General features: G+C 71.4%; 17 protein-coding genes. 14 read left to right on the plus strand and 3 right to left on the minus strand.

Annotated elements, in window-relative coordinates:
• The first annotated feature begins 103 nt into the window (after positions 1-103).
• Together AB0O21_RS04985 and thiD are read left to right on the plus strand one after the other, a co-directional pair.
• Positions 104-1,087 carry a thiamine-phosphate kinase gene (locus AB0O21_RS04985; RefSeq protein ID WP_365166261.1) on the plus strand — a complete coding sequence of 328 codons (984 nt, stop codon included), beginning with the start codon at positions 104-106 and terminating at the stop codon, positions 1,085-1,087.
• Complete coding sequence (thiD, locus tag AB0O21_RS04990) at positions 1,084-1,884, plus strand: bifunctional hydroxymethylpyrimidine kinase/phosphomethylpyrimidine kinase (RefSeq protein WP_365166263.1); 801 nt, start codon at positions 1,084-1,086, stop codon at positions 1,882-1,884. Before AB0O21_RS04985 ends, thiD begins: the two co-directional genes overlap by 4 nt.
• Positions 1,885-1,972: 88 nt before the next feature.
• Here thiD and rpmB read toward each other — a convergent pair whose 3' ends face one another.
• Positions 1,973-2,158, minus strand: a complete 186-nt coding sequence (rpmB, locus tag AB0O21_RS04995) for a 50S ribosomal protein L28 (RefSeq protein ID WP_007266795.1) — start codon at positions 2,156-2,158, stop codon at positions 1,973-1,975.
• A 240-nt stretch (positions 2,159-2,398) separates the two neighbouring features.
• On the opposite strand from rpmB, the gene AB0O21_RS05000 reads away from it, so the two are divergent.
• From AB0O21_RS05000 to mutM, 9 genes are all read left to right on the plus strand, one after another.
• A complete protein-coding gene (locus AB0O21_RS05000; RefSeq protein WP_365166265.1) occupies positions 2,399-4,045 on the plus strand; it encodes a DAK2 domain-containing protein in 1,647 nt (548 codons plus the stop codon).
• 16 nt (positions 4,046-4,061) lie between these two features.
• A complete protein-coding gene (locus AB0O21_RS05005; RefSeq protein WP_365166267.1) occupies positions 4,062-7,286 on the plus strand; it encodes a helicase-related protein in 3,225 nt (1,074 codons plus the stop codon).
• Positions 7,287-7,333: 47 nt separating this feature from the next.
• The gene (rsmD, locus tag AB0O21_RS05010) at positions 7,334-7,912 is read left to right on the plus strand and encodes a 16S rRNA (guanine(966)-N(2))-methyltransferase RsmD (protein ID WP_365166269.1); all 579 of its coding nucleotides are present in this window, start codon (positions 7,334-7,336) and stop codon (positions 7,910-7,912) included.
• A gap of 14 nt (positions 7,913-7,926) precedes the next feature.
• Complete coding sequence (gene coaD / locus AB0O21_RS05015) at positions 7,927-8,406, plus strand: pantetheine-phosphate adenylyltransferase (protein ID WP_365166413.1); 480 nt, start codon at positions 7,927-7,929, stop codon at positions 8,404-8,406.
• 103 nt (positions 8,407-8,509) lie between these two features.
• Positions 8,510-9,580 carry a cell division initiation protein gene (locus AB0O21_RS05020; RefSeq protein ID WP_365166271.1) on the plus strand — a complete coding sequence of 357 codons (1,071 nt, stop codon included), beginning with the start codon at positions 8,510-8,512 and terminating at the stop codon, positions 9,578-9,580.
• A 69-nt stretch (positions 9,581-9,649) separates the two neighbouring features.
• On the plus strand, positions 9,650-10,357 hold the full coding sequence (locus AB0O21_RS05025) for a DUF177 domain-containing protein (protein WP_365166273.1): 708 nt from the start codon (positions 9,650-9,652) through the stop codon (positions 10,355-10,357).
• 2 nt (positions 10,358-10,359) lie between these two features.
• A complete protein-coding gene (gene rpmF / locus AB0O21_RS05030; RefSeq protein WP_003965982.1) occupies positions 10,360-10,533 on the plus strand; it encodes a 50S ribosomal protein L32 in 174 nt (57 codons plus the stop codon).
• Positions 10,534-10,552: 19 nt separating this feature from the next.
• Positions 10,553-11,398: a ribonuclease III gene (gene rnc / locus AB0O21_RS05035; RefSeq protein ID WP_365166275.1), complete on the plus strand. Its 846-nt coding sequence runs from the start codon at positions 10,553-10,555 to the stop codon at positions 11,396-11,398.
• A gap of 215 nt (positions 11,399-11,613) precedes the next feature.
• Positions 11,614-12,474 (plus strand): bifunctional DNA-formamidopyrimidine glycosylase/DNA-(apurinic or apyrimidinic site) lyase, encoded by an 861-nt coding sequence (mutM, locus tag AB0O21_RS05040; RefSeq protein WP_365166277.1) that lies wholly within the window; start codon positions 11,614-11,616, stop codon positions 12,472-12,474.
• On the opposite strand, the gene AB0O21_RS05045 is transcribed toward mutM, so the two are convergent.
• Positions 12,447-12,854, minus strand: a complete 408-nt coding sequence (locus AB0O21_RS05045; protein ID WP_365166279.1) for a helix-turn-helix domain-containing protein — start codon at positions 12,852-12,854, stop codon at positions 12,447-12,449. The two genes, mutM and AB0O21_RS05045, sit on opposite strands and share 28 nt — an antisense overlap.
• 127 nt (positions 12,855-12,981) lie before the next feature.
• Between AB0O21_RS05045 and AB0O21_RS05050 the strand changes: the two genes are divergently transcribed.
• Positions 12,982-13,587: a flavodoxin family protein gene (locus AB0O21_RS05050; RefSeq protein WP_365166281.1), complete on the plus strand. Its 606-nt coding sequence runs from the start codon at positions 12,982-12,984 to the stop codon at positions 13,585-13,587.
• Positions 13,588-13,596: 9 nt separating this feature from the next.
• Here the strand turns inward: AB0O21_RS05050 and AB0O21_RS05055 are convergent, their stop codons facing one another.
• Entirely contained in the window at positions 13,597-14,466 is an 870-nt protein-coding gene (locus AB0O21_RS05055) for a CAP domain-containing protein (RefSeq protein ID WP_365166283.1), read from the minus strand.
• 137 nt (positions 14,467-14,603) lie between these two features.
• Between AB0O21_RS05055 and AB0O21_RS05060 the strand changes: the two genes are divergently transcribed.
• Complete coding sequence (locus AB0O21_RS05060; RefSeq protein ID WP_365166285.1) at positions 14,604-14,885, plus strand: acylphosphatase; 282 nt, start codon at positions 14,604-14,606, stop codon at positions 14,883-14,885.
• Positions 14,886-15,252: 367 nt separating this feature from the next.
• A complete protein-coding gene (locus AB0O21_RS05065; protein ID WP_030708500.1) occupies positions 15,253-15,471 on the plus strand; it encodes a hypothetical protein in 219 nt (72 codons plus the stop codon).
• The last annotated feature ends 108 nt before the right edge of the window (positions 15,472-15,579 follow it).

Consider the following 15,579-nt stretch of genomic DNA (forward strand, 5'->3'; position numbering starts at 1 on the left):
TCAGCGGGGCGTACGGAGAGCAGAAGTTGACGTATCTGTTGACGGTACCCAGAGCCGTGGCGGCTCGCGACCGCAAGCGGACTGGGCAAGAAGGGGCACAGCGATGAAGGGCACTGTGGGCGAACTGGGGGAGTTCGGGCTCATCAGGGAGCTCACCTCACGGCTCACCACCACCCCGGCGGTCCGGCTCGGACCGGGCGACGACGCCGCGGTGGTGTCGGCCCCCGACCGCAGGGTCGTGGCGAGCACCGACATCCTGCTCGAAGGCAGGCACTTCCGGCGCGACTGGTCCACGGCCTACGACGTCGGCCGCAAGGCCGCCGCGCAGAACCTGGCCGACATCGCCGCCATGGGCGCGGTGCCGACCGCGCTGCTCCTCGGCCTCGTCGTCCCGGCCGAGCTGCCGGTCACCTGGCCCACCGAGCTGATGGACGGGATCCGCGACGAGTGCCAGGTCGCCGGCGCCGCCGTGGTCGGCGGGGACGTGGTCCGCGGGGACGCCATCACCGTCGCCATCACCGCCCTGGGCGACCTGCGCAACCACGAGCCGGTGCTCCGCTCCGGCGCGCAGCCCGGCGACGTCGTCGCCGTCACCGGCTGGCTCGGCTGGTCCGCCGCGGGCTTCGCCGTGCTCTCGCGCGGCTTCCGCTCCCCGCGGGCCTTCGTCGAGGCCCACCGGCGCCCCGAGCCGCCGTACCACGCGGGCCCCGCGGCCGCCGGACTCGGTGCCACCGCCATGACCGACGTCAGCGACGGCCTGATCGCCGACCTCGGGCACATCGCCGAGGCCAGCAAGGTGCGCATCGACCTGCACACCTCGGCCGTCGACATCCCGACCCAGATGCACGACATCGGCCAGGCCGTCGGCGTGGACCCGCTGCAGTGGGTGCTCACCGGGGGAGAGGACCACGCGATCGTGGCCACCTTCCCGCCCGACGTGAAGCTGCCCGCCCGCTGGAAGGTCATCGGGGAGGTGCTCAACCGCTCCGCGCTGCCCCAGGTGACCGTGGACGGCGCCCCGTGGACCAGCACCGGCGGCTGGGACCACTTCGGAGGCGACCCGGCCCCCGAGGACCACCAGTCGTGAGTGCGACCCCGCCGCTGTGCCTGACCGTCGCCGGATCCGACTCCGGCGGCGGCGCGGGCATCCAGGCCGACCTCAAGACCATGCTCGCGCTCGGCGTCCACGGCATGAGCGTGGTGACCGCCGTGACGGCCCAGAACTCGCTCGGGGTGCGGGGCGCCTGGGAACTGCCCGCCGAGGCCGTCAGGGGCCAGTTCAGGGCCGTCGTGGACGACATCGGCGTCCAGGCCGTGAAGACCGGGATGCTGTCCTCCAGGGTGCTTGTGGAGACCGTGGCCGAACTGCTGGCCACCACCCCGGCCCCGGCCGTCGTGGACCCCGTGGGCCTCTCCAAGCACGGGGACGCACTGCTCGCCGCCTCCGCGCTGGACGCCGTACGACAGGAGCTGCTGCCGCGGGCCACCGTGGCCACCCCGAACCTGGACGAGGTGGCGCAGCTCACCGGCGTGGTCGTGGAGCGCGAGGACGACATGAGGCGGGCCGCCGACGCGATCCTCGGGTACGGGCCGCGCTGGGCGCTCATCAAGGGCGGACACCTGGCGGCCCACGGGGACGAGGCCGCGGACCTGCTCACCGACGGCACCGAGGAACACTGGCTGCGCGCCCCCCGGCACCCCAACCGGCACACCCACGGCACCGGCTGCACCCTCGCCAGCGCCATCGCGGCCGGCCTCGCCAAGGGCCTGGCCGTCCCGGAGGCCGTCGCGCAGGCCAAGGAGTACGTCACGGGCGCCATCGCCGCCGGCTTCCCGCTCGGCGGGGGCATCGGCCCGGTGGACCACGGCTGGCAGTGGCGCTGACGGTTTCAGGGCAAGACAAAAGGCCGGTTCACCAGAGGTGAACCGGCCTTTTGTGGCAACCGGAAGGGCTGCGCTACGACGGGAGGCGTCAGCGCGAGACCTTGCCGGCCTTGATGCACGAGGTGCAGGCGTTGAGGCGCTTCGGCGTCCCATTGACCACGGCACGGACGCGCTGGATGTTCGGGTTCCAGCGACGCGAGGTGCGGCGGTGCGAGTGGGAGATGTTGTTGCCGAAGCTCGGCCCCTTGGCGCAAACGTCGCAGTTGGCAGCCACAGGTCACTCCAAAACTTCAGATGCAATTACAGTGAAATCCGGCGCACCGGATCAGAGGTCTGAAGTGGTTTGCCGGAAGAATGGCCCGACTCTCATCGGGCAACCGGAGCAGCATACAACGACTGCTCCCGTCCAAGAAAACTACCACGGCTGCCGCCGACCCCGCCCCGCGATCCCGCCTCCCCGGCAGTCCTTCGTTACCCTGCGGTGAACCCTGGCCCGCACAAGGAGGAACGCCCGGTGCCGCACGAGCCGCAGCCGCAGCCCGCCGACGAGCTCGACGCCGAAGCGGTGCGCACCTGGAGCTCGCTGGCCCTGGCCGCACTGGGCCGGGCCCGCGAGGACATCGACGCGATCAACGTCTACCCGGTCGCCGACGCCGACACCGGCACCAACCTCTACCTCACCGCCGAATCGGCCGACCGCGCCCTCGCGCAGGTGACGCAGGACACGCCGCGCACCTCCCTGGCCCAGGCCGTACGGGCCTACGCGCACGGCGCGCTCATAGGCGCCCGCGGCAACTCCGGGACCATCCTCGCGCAGCTGCTGCGCGGCGTGGCCGACGTACTGGGCGCAGAGCCCGGGGCCCGCCGCGACGACAGCCCCGGCCGGCTGCTGGCGCAGGCGCTGACCCGGGCCGCGGAGGAGGCGTACCAGGCCGTCGCGCACCCGGTCGAGGGCACCATGCTCACCGTCGCCGCCGCGGCGGCGCGGGCCGCGGAGGCAGCCGGGTCCGCCGCGGGGACCGTCACCGACGTGGCCGGGGCCGCCTACGAGGGGGCCCGCGCCGCCCTCGCCGAGACCCCCGGGCAGCTGGCCGTGCTGGGCCGGGCCGGGGTGGTCGACGCGGGGGGCTGCGGGCTGGTCGCCGTACTCGGAGCCCTCTGGCAGGCGCTGTCCGGGCAGGAGCCGGCCCCGGAGGCGGTACGCGGCCGGGCCGTGCCCGTAGCGCAGACGTCCGAGCCCTGCGCGCAGGAGGTCGGGCCCGCGTACGAGGTGGTCTACCTCCTGGAGGCGCCCGACGCGGCGGTGGAGGAGCTGCGCACGCGGCTCGACGGGCTCGGCGACTCGCTGGTCGTGGTCGGCGGCGAGGGCCTGTGGAACGTCCACGTCCACGTCGACGACCCCGGCGCGGCCGTGGAGGCCGGTGTCGTGGCCGGCCGCCCCTACCGGATACGGATCACGCACTTCGGCGACGAACGCCGCCGGGCGCGCGGCGAGCGGGCCCAGCGGGCCGTGGTCGCCGTGGTCCCCGGCGAAGGCCTGGCCGGGCTCTGCGAGGAGGCCGGCGCGACCACCGTGCTCGCCCGCGCCGGGGAGGTCCCGGACATCGACGGGCTCGTCGACGCCGTGCGGCGCGCGCACGCCCGCGAGGTGGTCCTGCTGCCGGGGAGCGCCGAGTTGCGGGCGGCGGCGGCCGCGGCGGCCGAACGGGCCCGGGCGGAGGGCGTACGGGTCGCCGTGATCCCCACCCGGTCCGCCGTGCAGAGCCTGGCCGCCCTCGCCGTGCACGACGCCGCGGGCAGCTTCGACGAGGACGTGGTCGCCATGACCGCGGCCGCCGGCGCCACCCGCTACGGGGAACTGGCCGTCGCCGAACGGCAGTCCTTCACCTCGGCCGGCATCTGCCAGGCCGGGGACGTGCTCGGCCTCATCGACGGGGACGTCGCCGTCATCGGCGCGGGCCTGCCCGAGACCGCCGAGGCGGTCCTGGACCGGATGCTCGGCTCCGGCGGGGAACTCGTCACGCTGGTCCTGGGACCGGAGGTGCCGGACGCCCTCGCCGAGCGCCTGGAGGCCTACGTACAGCAGGGGCACCTGGCCGTGGACACCGTCACCTACCGGGGCGGCCGCTACTCGGCGCCGCTGCTCATCGGGGTGGAATAGCGGGCTTGTCAGCGCGATGGTGTGCAATGAACACGTGCCCGCGCTCGACGAAGACCTCAAGAAGACGCTCGGCCCCGCCACCGCCAAGGTGCTGGCCGAGCAGCTCGGCCTGCACACGGCCCTGGACCTGCTCCACCACTACCCCCGCCGGTACGCCGAGCGCGGGGAGCTGACCTCGCTGACGGACCTCGCCGACCAGATCGACGAGCACGTCACCGTCGTCGCGCAGGTCGCCGACGCCCGGCTGCTGACCTACCAGGGCAGCCGCGGCGGCGGAAAGCGCCTCGAAGTCACCATCACCGACGGCAACGGGCGCCTGCAGCTGGTCTTCTTCGGCGCCGGGGTCCACAAGCCGCACAAGGACCTGCTGCCCGGCACCCGCGCGATGTTCGCGGGCAAGGTCGGCATGTTCAACCGCAAGCTCCAGCTCTCCCACCCCGCCTACGAGCTGCTGAGCGCGGACGCCTCCGACCAGGACGCGGCAGCCGCGTTCGCGCACCAGCTCATCCCGATCTACCCGGCCTGCGCGAAGCTGGAGTCCTGGAAGATCGCCAAGTGCGTGGACGCGGTGCTGCCGAGGGCTCAGGAGGTGGTGGACCCCCTCCCCGCGGCCCTGCGCGACGGCCGCGGACTGGTCCCGCTCACCGAGGCCCTCCTCAAGATCCACCGGCCGGCCACCAAGGCCGACATCGAGGACGCCCGCCAGCGCCTGAAGTGGGACGAGGCCTTCGTCCTCCAAGTCGCCCTGGCCCGCCGCCGCCACGCCGACTCCCAGCTCCCGGCCGTCCCCCGCCGCCCCACCCCCGGCGGACTGCTCGACTCCTTCGACGCCAAGCTCCCGTTCACCCTCACCGAAGGCCAGCAGACGGTCTCCAAGGAGATCTTCGACGACCTGTCCACCAGCCACCCCATGCACCGCCTCCTCCAGGGCGAGGTCGGCTCGGGCAAGGCCCAGCCGCTCGACGCGCTGGTGTTGACCCCCGCGGGCTTCCGGACCATGGGTGGGATGGCGGTGGGCGACGAGATCGTCGTCCCGACGGGCGAGATCGCGACGATCGACGGTGTCTACCCGCAGGGTGTCCGAGACGTGTGGCGCCTGGTGCTCTCCGACGGGAGCACCGTCGAGTGCGACGACGAGCACCTGTGGATCGTGGCGACGAGCTGCGCCTGGGACCGCGGAGAGCAGCCCAAGGTCCTCACGACCAGCGAGATCCGAAATGACCTGCTGAAGGCCAACGGATCGTCGAAGTGGTACCTGCCCGTGGCTGAGCCCGTGGACCTGGAGGGAGGCGGCTCCCGGCCACTCGACCCGTACCTGCTGGGAGTGCTCATCGGAGACGGCTCGTTCCGCCACAATCTGCGGCTTTCCACCACCGACGACGAGATTCTCGCAGCGGTCGGCGCGGCGGTAGCACCCGACTGTGAACTGAGGCCGGTGCCGGGCTCCACGTGTGACTTCACCATCGGCATGAGCGGGCCGAAGGACGGCACACGGCGAAATCCCGTGATCCAGGCACTGCGCGCCCTGGGGCTGTGGGGGCTGACCTCGCACGACAAGTTCGTTCCCGAGGGCTACCGCAATGCCCCGGTCAAAGACCGTCTCGCCCTCCTCCAAGGGCTCATGGACACCGATGGCACGATCGGGACGACCGGGCTCGGGATCTCGTTCTGCTCGGCGTCGAAGCAGCTCGCCGAGGACGTTGCGTGGCTCGCCAGGTCCCTGGGAGGACGCGCCCGGATCCGCACGAAGAAGAACGCGTACGAGGTGGCCTTCACGTTGCCCGAAGCCTTCGGGCCCTTCCGGTTGTCGCGCAAAGCGGGCCGGATGAGGCCCCGGACGAAGTACAACAACTTCCGGCGCGGCATCCGGGACGTCGAGTACGTCGGCCGGAAGCCGGTCCAGTGCATCAGCGTCACGCACCCCAGCCGGGCCTACGTCACGGACAACTTCACCGTGACGCACAACACGATGGTCGCGCTGCGGGCCATGCTCGCCGTCGTGGACTCCGGGGGGCAGGCCGCGATGCTCGCGCCCACCGAGGTGCTCGCGCAGCAGCACCACCGGTCCATCACCGAGATGATGGGCGAGCTCGCCGAGGGGGGCATGCTCGGCGGTTCCGACCAGGGCACCAAGGTCGTGCTGCTCACCGGGTCGATGGGGATGCCCGCGCGGCGCCAGGCGCTGCTCGACCTGGTCACCGGTGAGGCCGGGATCGTGATCGGGACGCACGCGCTGATCGAGGACAAGGTGCAGTTCCACGACCTCGGGCTGGTCGTCGTCGACGAGCAGCACCGCTTCGGCGTCGAGCAGCGCGACGCGCTGCGGTCCAAGGGGAAGCAGCCGCCGCACCTGCTGGTGATGACGGCGACCCCGATCCCGCGCACCGTGGCGATGACCGTCTTCGGCGACCTGGAGACCTCCGTCCTCGACCAGCTGCCCGCCGGACGCTCCCCGATCGCCACGCACGTGGTGCCCGCCAAGGACAAGCCGCACTTCCTCGCCCGGGCCTGGGAGCGGGTCCGCGAGGAGGTGGAGAAGGGCCACCAGGCGTACGTGGTCTGCCCGCGGATCGGGGACGAGGAGGAGCCGAAGAAGAAGGGCTCCGCCGAGGACGAGGCAGAGAGGCGGCCGCCGCTCGCCGTGCTGGAGATCGCGGAGCAGCTCACCCGCGGCCCCCTCGCCGGGCTGTCGGTGGAGGTGCTGCACGGCCGGATGGACCCCGCGGACAAGGACGACGTCATGCGCCGGTTCGCGGCCGGCGAGGTCAAGGTGCTGGTCGCCACCACCGTGATCGAGGTCGGGGTGAACGTCCCCAACTCCACCGTCATGGTGATCATGGACGCGGACCGCTTCGGCGTCTCCCAACTCCACCAGCTGCGCGGCCGCGTCGGCCGCGGCTCCGCGCCGGGCCTGTGCCTGCTGGTCAGCGAGATGCACGAGGCGAGCCCCGCCCGGGCCCGGCTGGCCGCCGTCGCCGCCACCCTGGACGGCTTCGAACTCTCCCGGATCGACCTTGAGCAGCGCCGCGAGGGCGACGTGCTCGGCCAGGCCCAGTCGGGGGTGCGCTCCTCGCTGCGGGTGCTCTCCGTCATCGAGGACGAGGAGGTCATCGCCCAGGCCCGGGAGGAGGCCGGCCGGGTCGTCGCCGCCGATCCGGAGCTGGAGCGGCTGCCGGGACTGCGCACCGCCCTGGACGCACTGCTGGACACCGAGCGGGAGCAGTATCTGGAGAAGGGCTGACAATGGGGGTGCTCGTTGTCCCCCGAGGAGAGTGAAGGAACCCCCAGATGACCCGCGTGATCGCCGGCAGTGCCGGCGGGCGACGGCTGGCCGTGCCCCCAGGCACCGGCACCCGGCCGACCTCGGACCGGATGCGCGAAGGGCTCTTCTCCACGTGGGAGTCGCTGCACGGCGTCGAGGGGGCCCGGGTGCTCGACCTGTACGGCGGCTCCGGGGCGGTCGGCCTGGAGGCCCTCTCGCGCGGCGCGGCCCACGCCCTGCTGGTCGAGGCCGACGCCAAGGCCGCCAAGGCGATCCGGGACAACATCAGGACGCTGGGCCTGCCCGGTGCCGAATTCCGTGCGGGCAAGGCCGAGCAGATCGTGGCGGGGGCCGCGCTCGGGGACCCGTACGACATCGTCTTCCTGGACCCGCCGTACGCCGTGGACCACGCGGAACTGCGGGAGATCCTCCTCACACTCCGCTCCAATGGCTGGATCACGGACGATGCGCTCGTCACCGTGGAGCGCAGCACGAGGAGCGGCGCCTTCCCGTGGCCCGAGGGCTTCGAGCCGCTCCGGTCGCGGAAGTACGGCGAGGGCACCCTTTGGTACGGTCGCGCCGCCTTCACCAGCGAAGACTCATGAACGAGGGAGTTCAGTTGCGCCGCGCCGTCTGTCCCGGGTCCTTCGATCCCATCCACAACGGACACCTCGACATCATCGGACGCGCCTCCAGGCTCTACGACGTCGTGCACGTCGCCGTGATGATCAACAAGTCGAAGAAGAGCCTGTTCACCGTCGAGGAGCGGATCGAGCTGATCCGCGAGGCGGTGGCGGACTACGGCAACATCCAGGTCGAGGCCTTCCACGGACTGCTCGTCGACTTCTGCAAGCAGCGGGACATCCCGGCCATCGTCAAGGGCCTGCGCGCGGTCAGCGACTTCGACTACGAGCTCCAGATGGCCCAGATGAACATGGGCCTGTCGGGCGTCGAGACGCTGTTCGTCCCGACCATCCCCACCTACAGCTTCCTGTCCTCCTCGCTGGTCAAGGAGGTCGCGACCTGGGGCGGCGACGTCGCCCACCTGCTGCCGGCCCACGTCCACGCCGCGCTCCTGGAGCGACTGCGCGACCACTGACCGACTGACAGGGCGTCAGGCGGTGTCGGCCGCCCGCCCGGTGGCCTTACAGTCGTGGCGTCCGTCTCAGGAACCGCCCGAGGCCGAGAGAGTGCGAGCCCCCATGGACGTGCAGAAGAAGCTCGACGAGATCGTCGCGGCCGTCGGCGGCGCCCGGTCCATGCCCATGTCGGCCTCCTGCGTGATCAACCGCGCAGAGCTGCTCGCGCAGCTCGAAGAGGTCCGCCAGGCGCTCCCCGGCTCGCTCGCCCAGGCGCAGGAGCTCATCGGCGGCCGGGAGCAGATGGTCGAGGAGGCCCGCCGGGAAGCGGAGCGGATCATCGAGTCCGCCCACAACCAGCGGGGCTCGCTGATCTCCGACACCGAGATCGCGCGGCGCTCCCAGGCCGAGGCGGACCGGATCCTGGAGGAGGCCCGCCGGGAGGCCGAGGAGATCCGGGCCGAGGCCGACGACTACGTCGACAGCAAGCTCGCGAACTTCGAGGTCGTGCTGACCAAGACCATCGGCTCGGTGGACCGCGGCCGGGAGAAGCTGCTCGGCCGCGGTCCGGGCCTGGACGAGCACGGCTACGCGGACGCCGAGGCGCCCGAGCGCAGCCACGACCCCGAGACGCAGCGCCGGCAGGCGGACGCGTACGTGGACACCAAGCTGGCGACCTTCGAGGCGGTGCTCTCCAAGACCCTGGAGGCCGTCGGCCGCGGCCGGCAGAAGCTGCTGGGCCGGGTGCCCACGGACGACCTCGGCGCGCACATGGCCGCCCAGGAGGCCGCGGGCGGCCAGCCGTCCCGCTCGGCCAGCGACGCGGACTTCCTGGCGGGCCTGGCCGAGCCGGCCGCGCCCGTGGCCGCGCAGATCCCGGCGCAGGCGGAACCCGTGTACGACATGTACTCGGGTGCGGGCGCGGCCTACGCCGGGCAGCAGGACGGGTACGCCTACGCGGACCCGTACCCCGTCTCGGACGGTGCGGGCGCGCCCTACGCCGACCCGTACGCCGGGATGCAGCAGCCCGACCCGTACGCCGGCTACCACCAGCCCCAGGGGTCCCCGCAGCCCGACCCGTACGCGGCCTACCAGCAGCCGCAGGCTCCGCAGGCCGCGCTCGACGAGACCAGCTTCTTCGACACGAGCATGATCAATCTGGACCAGCTGCGCGAGTACGAGCAGGGTCGCTAGGGCCGGATTGGGCTCAGGGCGAAGCGCCGGGTATCCTGGCTGTTCGGTCGCGCGTATGCACCGCGATCCATGCTGCCCTTAAGTGGCGGAAATCTTGATCTTCAGCGATCTGTGAAAGCAGGAACGGCCCTGAACACCCGCCTCGACCACCGAAACCCCCTCGTGTTCGACACGCACGAGCTGGGCCGGCGTCCTGGTGCCATGCAGCGGCTGTCCCGTGAGATCGCGGCACCGGCGGACTTCGGTCTCGTCGGCGTCATCGGAGTGCCGGAAGGCGCCCCGGTGAAGCTCAGCATCCGCCTCGAGTCGGTCATGGAAGGGGTGCTTGTCACAGGCACCGCCCGTGCGTCGGCCGTAGGGGAGTGCGTAAGGTGTCTGGAGTCCGTGGAGCGCGAGCTCAAGGCGGACTTCCAGGAGATGTTCTCGTACCCTGACGCCGACGACCGGGGCCGCTCAAAGGCGGAGCCGGCCGACGACGCCGAGGACGACGAGGACACGCTCTACCTTGAGGACGGCTTGTTCGACCTCGAACCCGTGCTGCGGGATGTGGTGGTGCTCGCACTGCCCATGCAGCCGGTGTGCCGGGAGGACTGTCTCGGACTGTGCCCCGATTGCGGGCTCAGCCTGAACGAGGACCCGGACCACCACCATGACGCCGTCGACATCCGTTGGGCGGCACTGCAAGGACTCGTCACCGATCAGGGCGTCGAGAAGGACAACATGAGCGGCACTGCCTCTGACGGAGTTCAGGGCGCCGCCGAGAAGCAGGAGAAGTAGCCGTGGCTGTTCCGAAGCGGAAGATGTCGCGCAGCAACACGCGCCACCGCCGGTCGCAGTGGAAGGCTGCGGTCCCCACCCTGGTTTCGTGTGAGCGTTGCCAGGAGCCGAAGCTCCAGCACATCGCGTGCCCGAGCTGCGGCACCTACAACAAGCGCCAGGTCCTCGAGGTCTGAGCGGCTGGTGAGAGGCGCAATGTCTGAGCTGTCCAACGCTGAGAAGCAGGCAGACAGTAACAACGCGGCCTCGTCCCACACGCTTCTGGAAGGGCGGCTCGGGTATCGACTCGAGTCCGCCCTTCTGGTGCGTGCACTGACCCACCGTTCGTACGCGTACGAGAACGGCGGTCTGCCCACCAACGAACGCCTGGAGTTCCTCGGGGACTCCGTGCTGGGCCTGGTGGTCACGGACACGCTGTACACGACCCACCCCGATCTCCCCGAAGGCCAGCTGGCCAAGCTTCGGGCCGCGGTGGTCAACTCGCGCGCACTTGCGGAGGTCGGGCGCGGCCTCGAACTCGGCTCCTTCATCCGGCTCGGCCGGGGCGAAGAGGGCACGGGCGGCCGGGACAAGGCCTCCATCCTCGCCGACACCCTTGAAGCGGTGATCGGCGCGGTCTACCTCGACCAGGGCCTCGACGCGGCCTCGGAGCTGGTCCACCGGCTCTTCGACCCGCTCATCGAGAAGTCCTCGAACCTCGGCGCCGGCCTGGACTGGAAGACCAGCCTCCAGGAGCTCACGGCCGCCGAAGGTCTTGGCGTACCGGAATACCTGGTCACCGAGACCGGTCCGGACCACGAGAAGACCTTCACCGCTGCCGCCCGCGTCGGTGGTGTCTCGTACGGCACCGGCACCGGTCGCAGCAAGAAGGAAGCGGAACAGCAGGCGGCGGAGTCCGCGTGGCGCGGGATCCGCGCCGCGGCGGACGAGCGGATCGCGGCCGCGGCCGCGGCCGCCGCCGCTCCGTCCGAAGCCCCGGCTCCGGCCGGTGCGGAGGACGGCGGGACGCCGAAACCCGCCGACCCGGCGCCCGGCGCCTGACCCTTCCTTCGGGCTTCCCCCGCCCCGCCCCCTGCTGTGCAGGTGGCGGGGCGGGCTGTTTTCCGCCATCAGCCGCCTTTGAGGCAGGGGGTCCGGGGAGGGTCCGGGCGGAGCCCGGGGAACGGGAGGAAGGGCGGGTAGGGGACAAGCCCCGCAGGGACGTCGGTACGCTCACAGGGAGAGCCAGATCCGACCCACCCCTCCGGAGGAACACCGTGCCCGAGCTGCCCGAGGTCGAAGTCGTCCGCCGGGGGCTGGAGCGCTGGGTCGCCGGGCGGACCGTGGAGGCCGTCGAGGTCCTCCACCCGCGTGCCGTACGCCGGCACCCCGGCGGCGGGGCCGACTTCGCGGCGCGGCTGCGCGGGGAGACCATCGGGGTGCCGCAGCGGCGCGGCAAGTACCTGTGGCTGCCCCTGGAGGGCGGCCACCAGTCGGTGCTCGGGCACCTCGGGATGAGCGGGCAGCTGCTCGTGCAGCCGCAGGACGCCCCCGACGAGAAGCACCTGCGCATCCGGCTGCGGTTCGACGACGGCCGGGGGACGGAGCTGCGCTTCGTCGACCAGCGGACCTTCGGCGGGCTGTCCCTGCACGAGAACACGCCCGACGGGCTGCCCGACGTGATCGCGCACATCGCCCGGGACCCCCTGGACCCGCTGTTCGACGAGGGCGCCTACCACCTGGCGCTGCGCGCCAAGCGGACCACCGTGAAGCGGGCGCTGCTGGACCAGTCCCTGATCAGCGGGGTCGGCAACATCTACGCCGACGAGGCGCTGTGGCGCTCGAAGCTGCACTACGAGCGCCCCACCGCGAACCTCACGCGCCTCCGCAGCGCGGAACTCCTCGGCCACGTCCGGGACGTCATGAACGCCGCCCTCGCGGTCGGCGGCACCAGCTTCGACAGCCTGTACGTCAACGTGAACGGCGAGTCGGGGTACTTCGACCGCTCGCTCGACGCCTACGGGCGCGAGGACGAGCCCTGCCGCCGCTGCGGTACGCCGATGCGGCGCCGGCCGTGGATGAACCGGTCGAGCTACTTCTGCCCGCGCTGTCAGCGGCCGCCGCGCGTCTCGTCGTAGGACTGCCGGGCGGACAGCACCTGCGGCATCTTCCCCTCCAGGAGGTGGATGAGGGCGAGCAGCCGGTCCGCGACCTCGATGCCGAGCGGGGTCAGTTCGTAGTCCACGCGCGGCGGGTTGGTCGGCTGCGCCTCGCGGTGGACGACGCCGTCGCGCTCCAGCGCGTGCAGGGTCTGGGAGAGCATCTTCTCGCTCACGCCCTCCACCCGTCGGCGCAGCTCGTTGAAGCGGCACGGGCCCTCGCGCAGGGCGCCCAGGATCAGACTGCCCCAGCGACCGGTGACGTGTTCCAGGGTTTCCCGGGACGGGCAGGTGCGCGCGAAGACGTCGAACGGTAGTTCGGCTCCGGCGACCTCGGTGGGGATGGCGGGTGTGTCCATGAGAAACAGCGTACTCCTGGGTAGCGCTAACTAATGGGTTGCGCTTTCAAAAAGTTAGTGGTTTTCTCGTTCTTGTCGCACCACGCCTCGTGGAGCGGCGAACGCGCTTCCCGAGGGAGAGATCACCTTGTCCGGTATCACGCACGCCCCTGTCGTCTCCATCGCCTACCACTCGGGTTACGGCCACACCGCGGTCGTGGCCGAGGCCGTGCGCAACGGCGCCGCCGAGGCCGGGGCCACCGTCCACCTGGTCAAGGTCGACGAGATCGACGACGCCCAGTGGGAGCTGCTCGACGGGTCCGACGCGATCGTCTTCGGCTCGCCGACCTACATGGGCACCGCCTCCGGCGCCTTCCACGTCTTCGCCGAGGCCACCTCGAAGCGCTGGTTCGGCGACGCCTGGCAGGACAAGCTGGCCGCCGGCTTCACGAACTCCGGTTCCAAGAGCGGCGACAAGCTGCACACCCTGCAGTTCTTCCAGACGCTGGCCTCGCAGCACGGCATGAGCTGGGTCAGCCTGGGCCTGAAGCCGGGCTGGAACTCCAGCACGGCCTCCGAGAACGACCTCAACCGCCTGGGCTTCTTCTCCGGCGCGGCCGCCCAGTCCAACAGCGACGAGGGCGCGGACGCCGTGCACAAGTCCGACATCGCCACCGCCGAGCACCTGGGCCGCCGTGTCGCGGAGCACGCCCGCGTCGTGGTGGCGGGCCGCGCGGCCCTCGCCGCGCTGTAGGACCGGCTCCTAAAAGCCGAAGTCCTGGGTCCACCAGGGGCCGCCGGCCGCGAGGTGCGCGCCGACGCCCAGGGTGCGGAACTCGCAGTTCAGGATGTTCGCCTTGTGGCCCGGGCTGTTCATCCAGGCCTTCATCACGGCCTCGGCGTCGCCCTGGCCGCGGGCTATGTTCTCGCCGCCGAGGCCCGAGAGGCCGGCCTTGGCCGCGCGGTCCCAGGGGCTGTTGCCGTCTGGGTCGGTGTGGCCGAAGAAGCCGCGGGTGGCCATGTCCTTGCTGAAGGCCCCCGCCAGTGCCGCGAGCGGCGGGTTCGCCCGCACCGGACCGCATCCCGCCATGGCGCGCTCCTGGTTCACCAGGGCCACCACGGCCGCCTCCTCGGCGGAGTGCCCGTCGTCGGGCGTCGGGATGGCCGGTGCCGGGGCGGTGCTCTTCTGCGGGGCCTTGGTCGAGGGGACCGGCTTGGGGGAGGGCGAACTGCTCGCGGAGGCGCTCGGCGACGGGGGCGCGGAGGGGGTCGTCGCGGGGCTCGTCGAGGGGCTCGGCGACGGGCTCGGTGAGGGGGACGCCGAAGGGGTGCCGGCGGGGGTGGGGGCCGGGCTCTGCGGGGTACGGCCGGACAGGTTGGCGAGGCCGCCCAGCGGCTGCGTCAGGCTGTCGGGGCTCGGAGAGGGAGACGCGGCCTTGGCCCGGGGCTCGCCCGCGTCGCCGGAGGCGCTGACACCCACGTAGGGGAAGGAGCCGCCGACCGGCACCATGCCGGTGGTGACGGCCGCCGTACCGAGGGCCACGGCCACCGAGACACCCAGCAGGCCGGTGCGCAGGGCGGTGCGGCGGGCGCCGCCGGGGCGCGGTGCGGCGGGGAGTCGGTGGCGTCCCATCGGCCTCGTGCCTTCCTCATACGATCAAGATCGTGCTTTGCTCACCCGAACGGGTGAGTTCATTGGTGCGCGACTGTACGCCATGGGGACAGGGGGGCGGTGTGCCCCGAAATTGTTTGCCCCGTTAGCGTTCACGCATGAATGAAGATGTCCGTCTGACCGCCTGGGTGCGCGGCCGTGTACAGGGAGTGGGCTTCCGCTGGTTCACCAGGGAGAACGCTCTGGGGATCGGCGGGGTCGTCGGCTTCGCGCTCAACCTCGACGACGGGCGAGTGCAGGTGGTGGCCGAGGGTCAACGTGAGAATTGCCACCGGCTGCTCGACTGGCTGCGTTCCTCCGACACGCCCGGGAGGGTGGACGGAGTGACAGAGATCTGGGGCACACCGCGCGGTGGCTACGACGGCTTCGCGATCCGTTGACCGATCGACTGATCATGTACTGATCACCGCCGTGGAGTGACTGCATACGGTCGGAACTGCACGTTCATCGGCGAGACGTTGCCGACGCCGGCGATCCGTGGAAGGCTCGGATACGAGGATGATCTCCACGCCCCTTGCGGGCGCCGGGCTGCCCGCCGATACGGGGCGTGATCGTGTTGACCGTCAAACTTTTTGGTGAGACGCTGGAAGCCCCGCGCACCTGAGCTGTTTGGCAGTGTTGGCAGTACGCAGTGCTAGCAAGAGAAAATGTGCAGTGACTGTCGGTCGCTGTCGGACATCCGCGGGTGCGATTCCCTCACGACCCACACCGCTTCGGTCGGTCACTCAGTGTGGAGGACCATCCATCATGGCAAAGGCGCTTCTCGGTTACGTCGGCGGTTCCGACCCGCGACTCCTCGCCGAGATGCGACGGCTTCAGCAGCGCGTCCAGGACCTCGAGTCCGAGCTCGTACGGATTCAGTCCGAAAATGACGCGCTGAACGCGGCCGCCGCCCAGCACGACGGAGATTCGCTGCTGGACCGCATCGACATCGACGTACCCCAGGCGGAGCCTGCGCTCACCTGATCCGCGCTACTCGTCGCTCGACTCCAGCCCCGCATGATCTGCAAGGGACGCTCCGGCGTCCCTTCTTTCTTTCACATCGACATCGGGCTGGGCAGGGGTGCCGGAAAT

The sequence above is a fragment of the Streptomyces sp. NPDC091371 genome, from assembly GCF_040684275.1.
GTDB lineage: Bacteria > Actinomycetota > Actinomycetes > Streptomycetales > Streptomycetaceae > Streptomyces.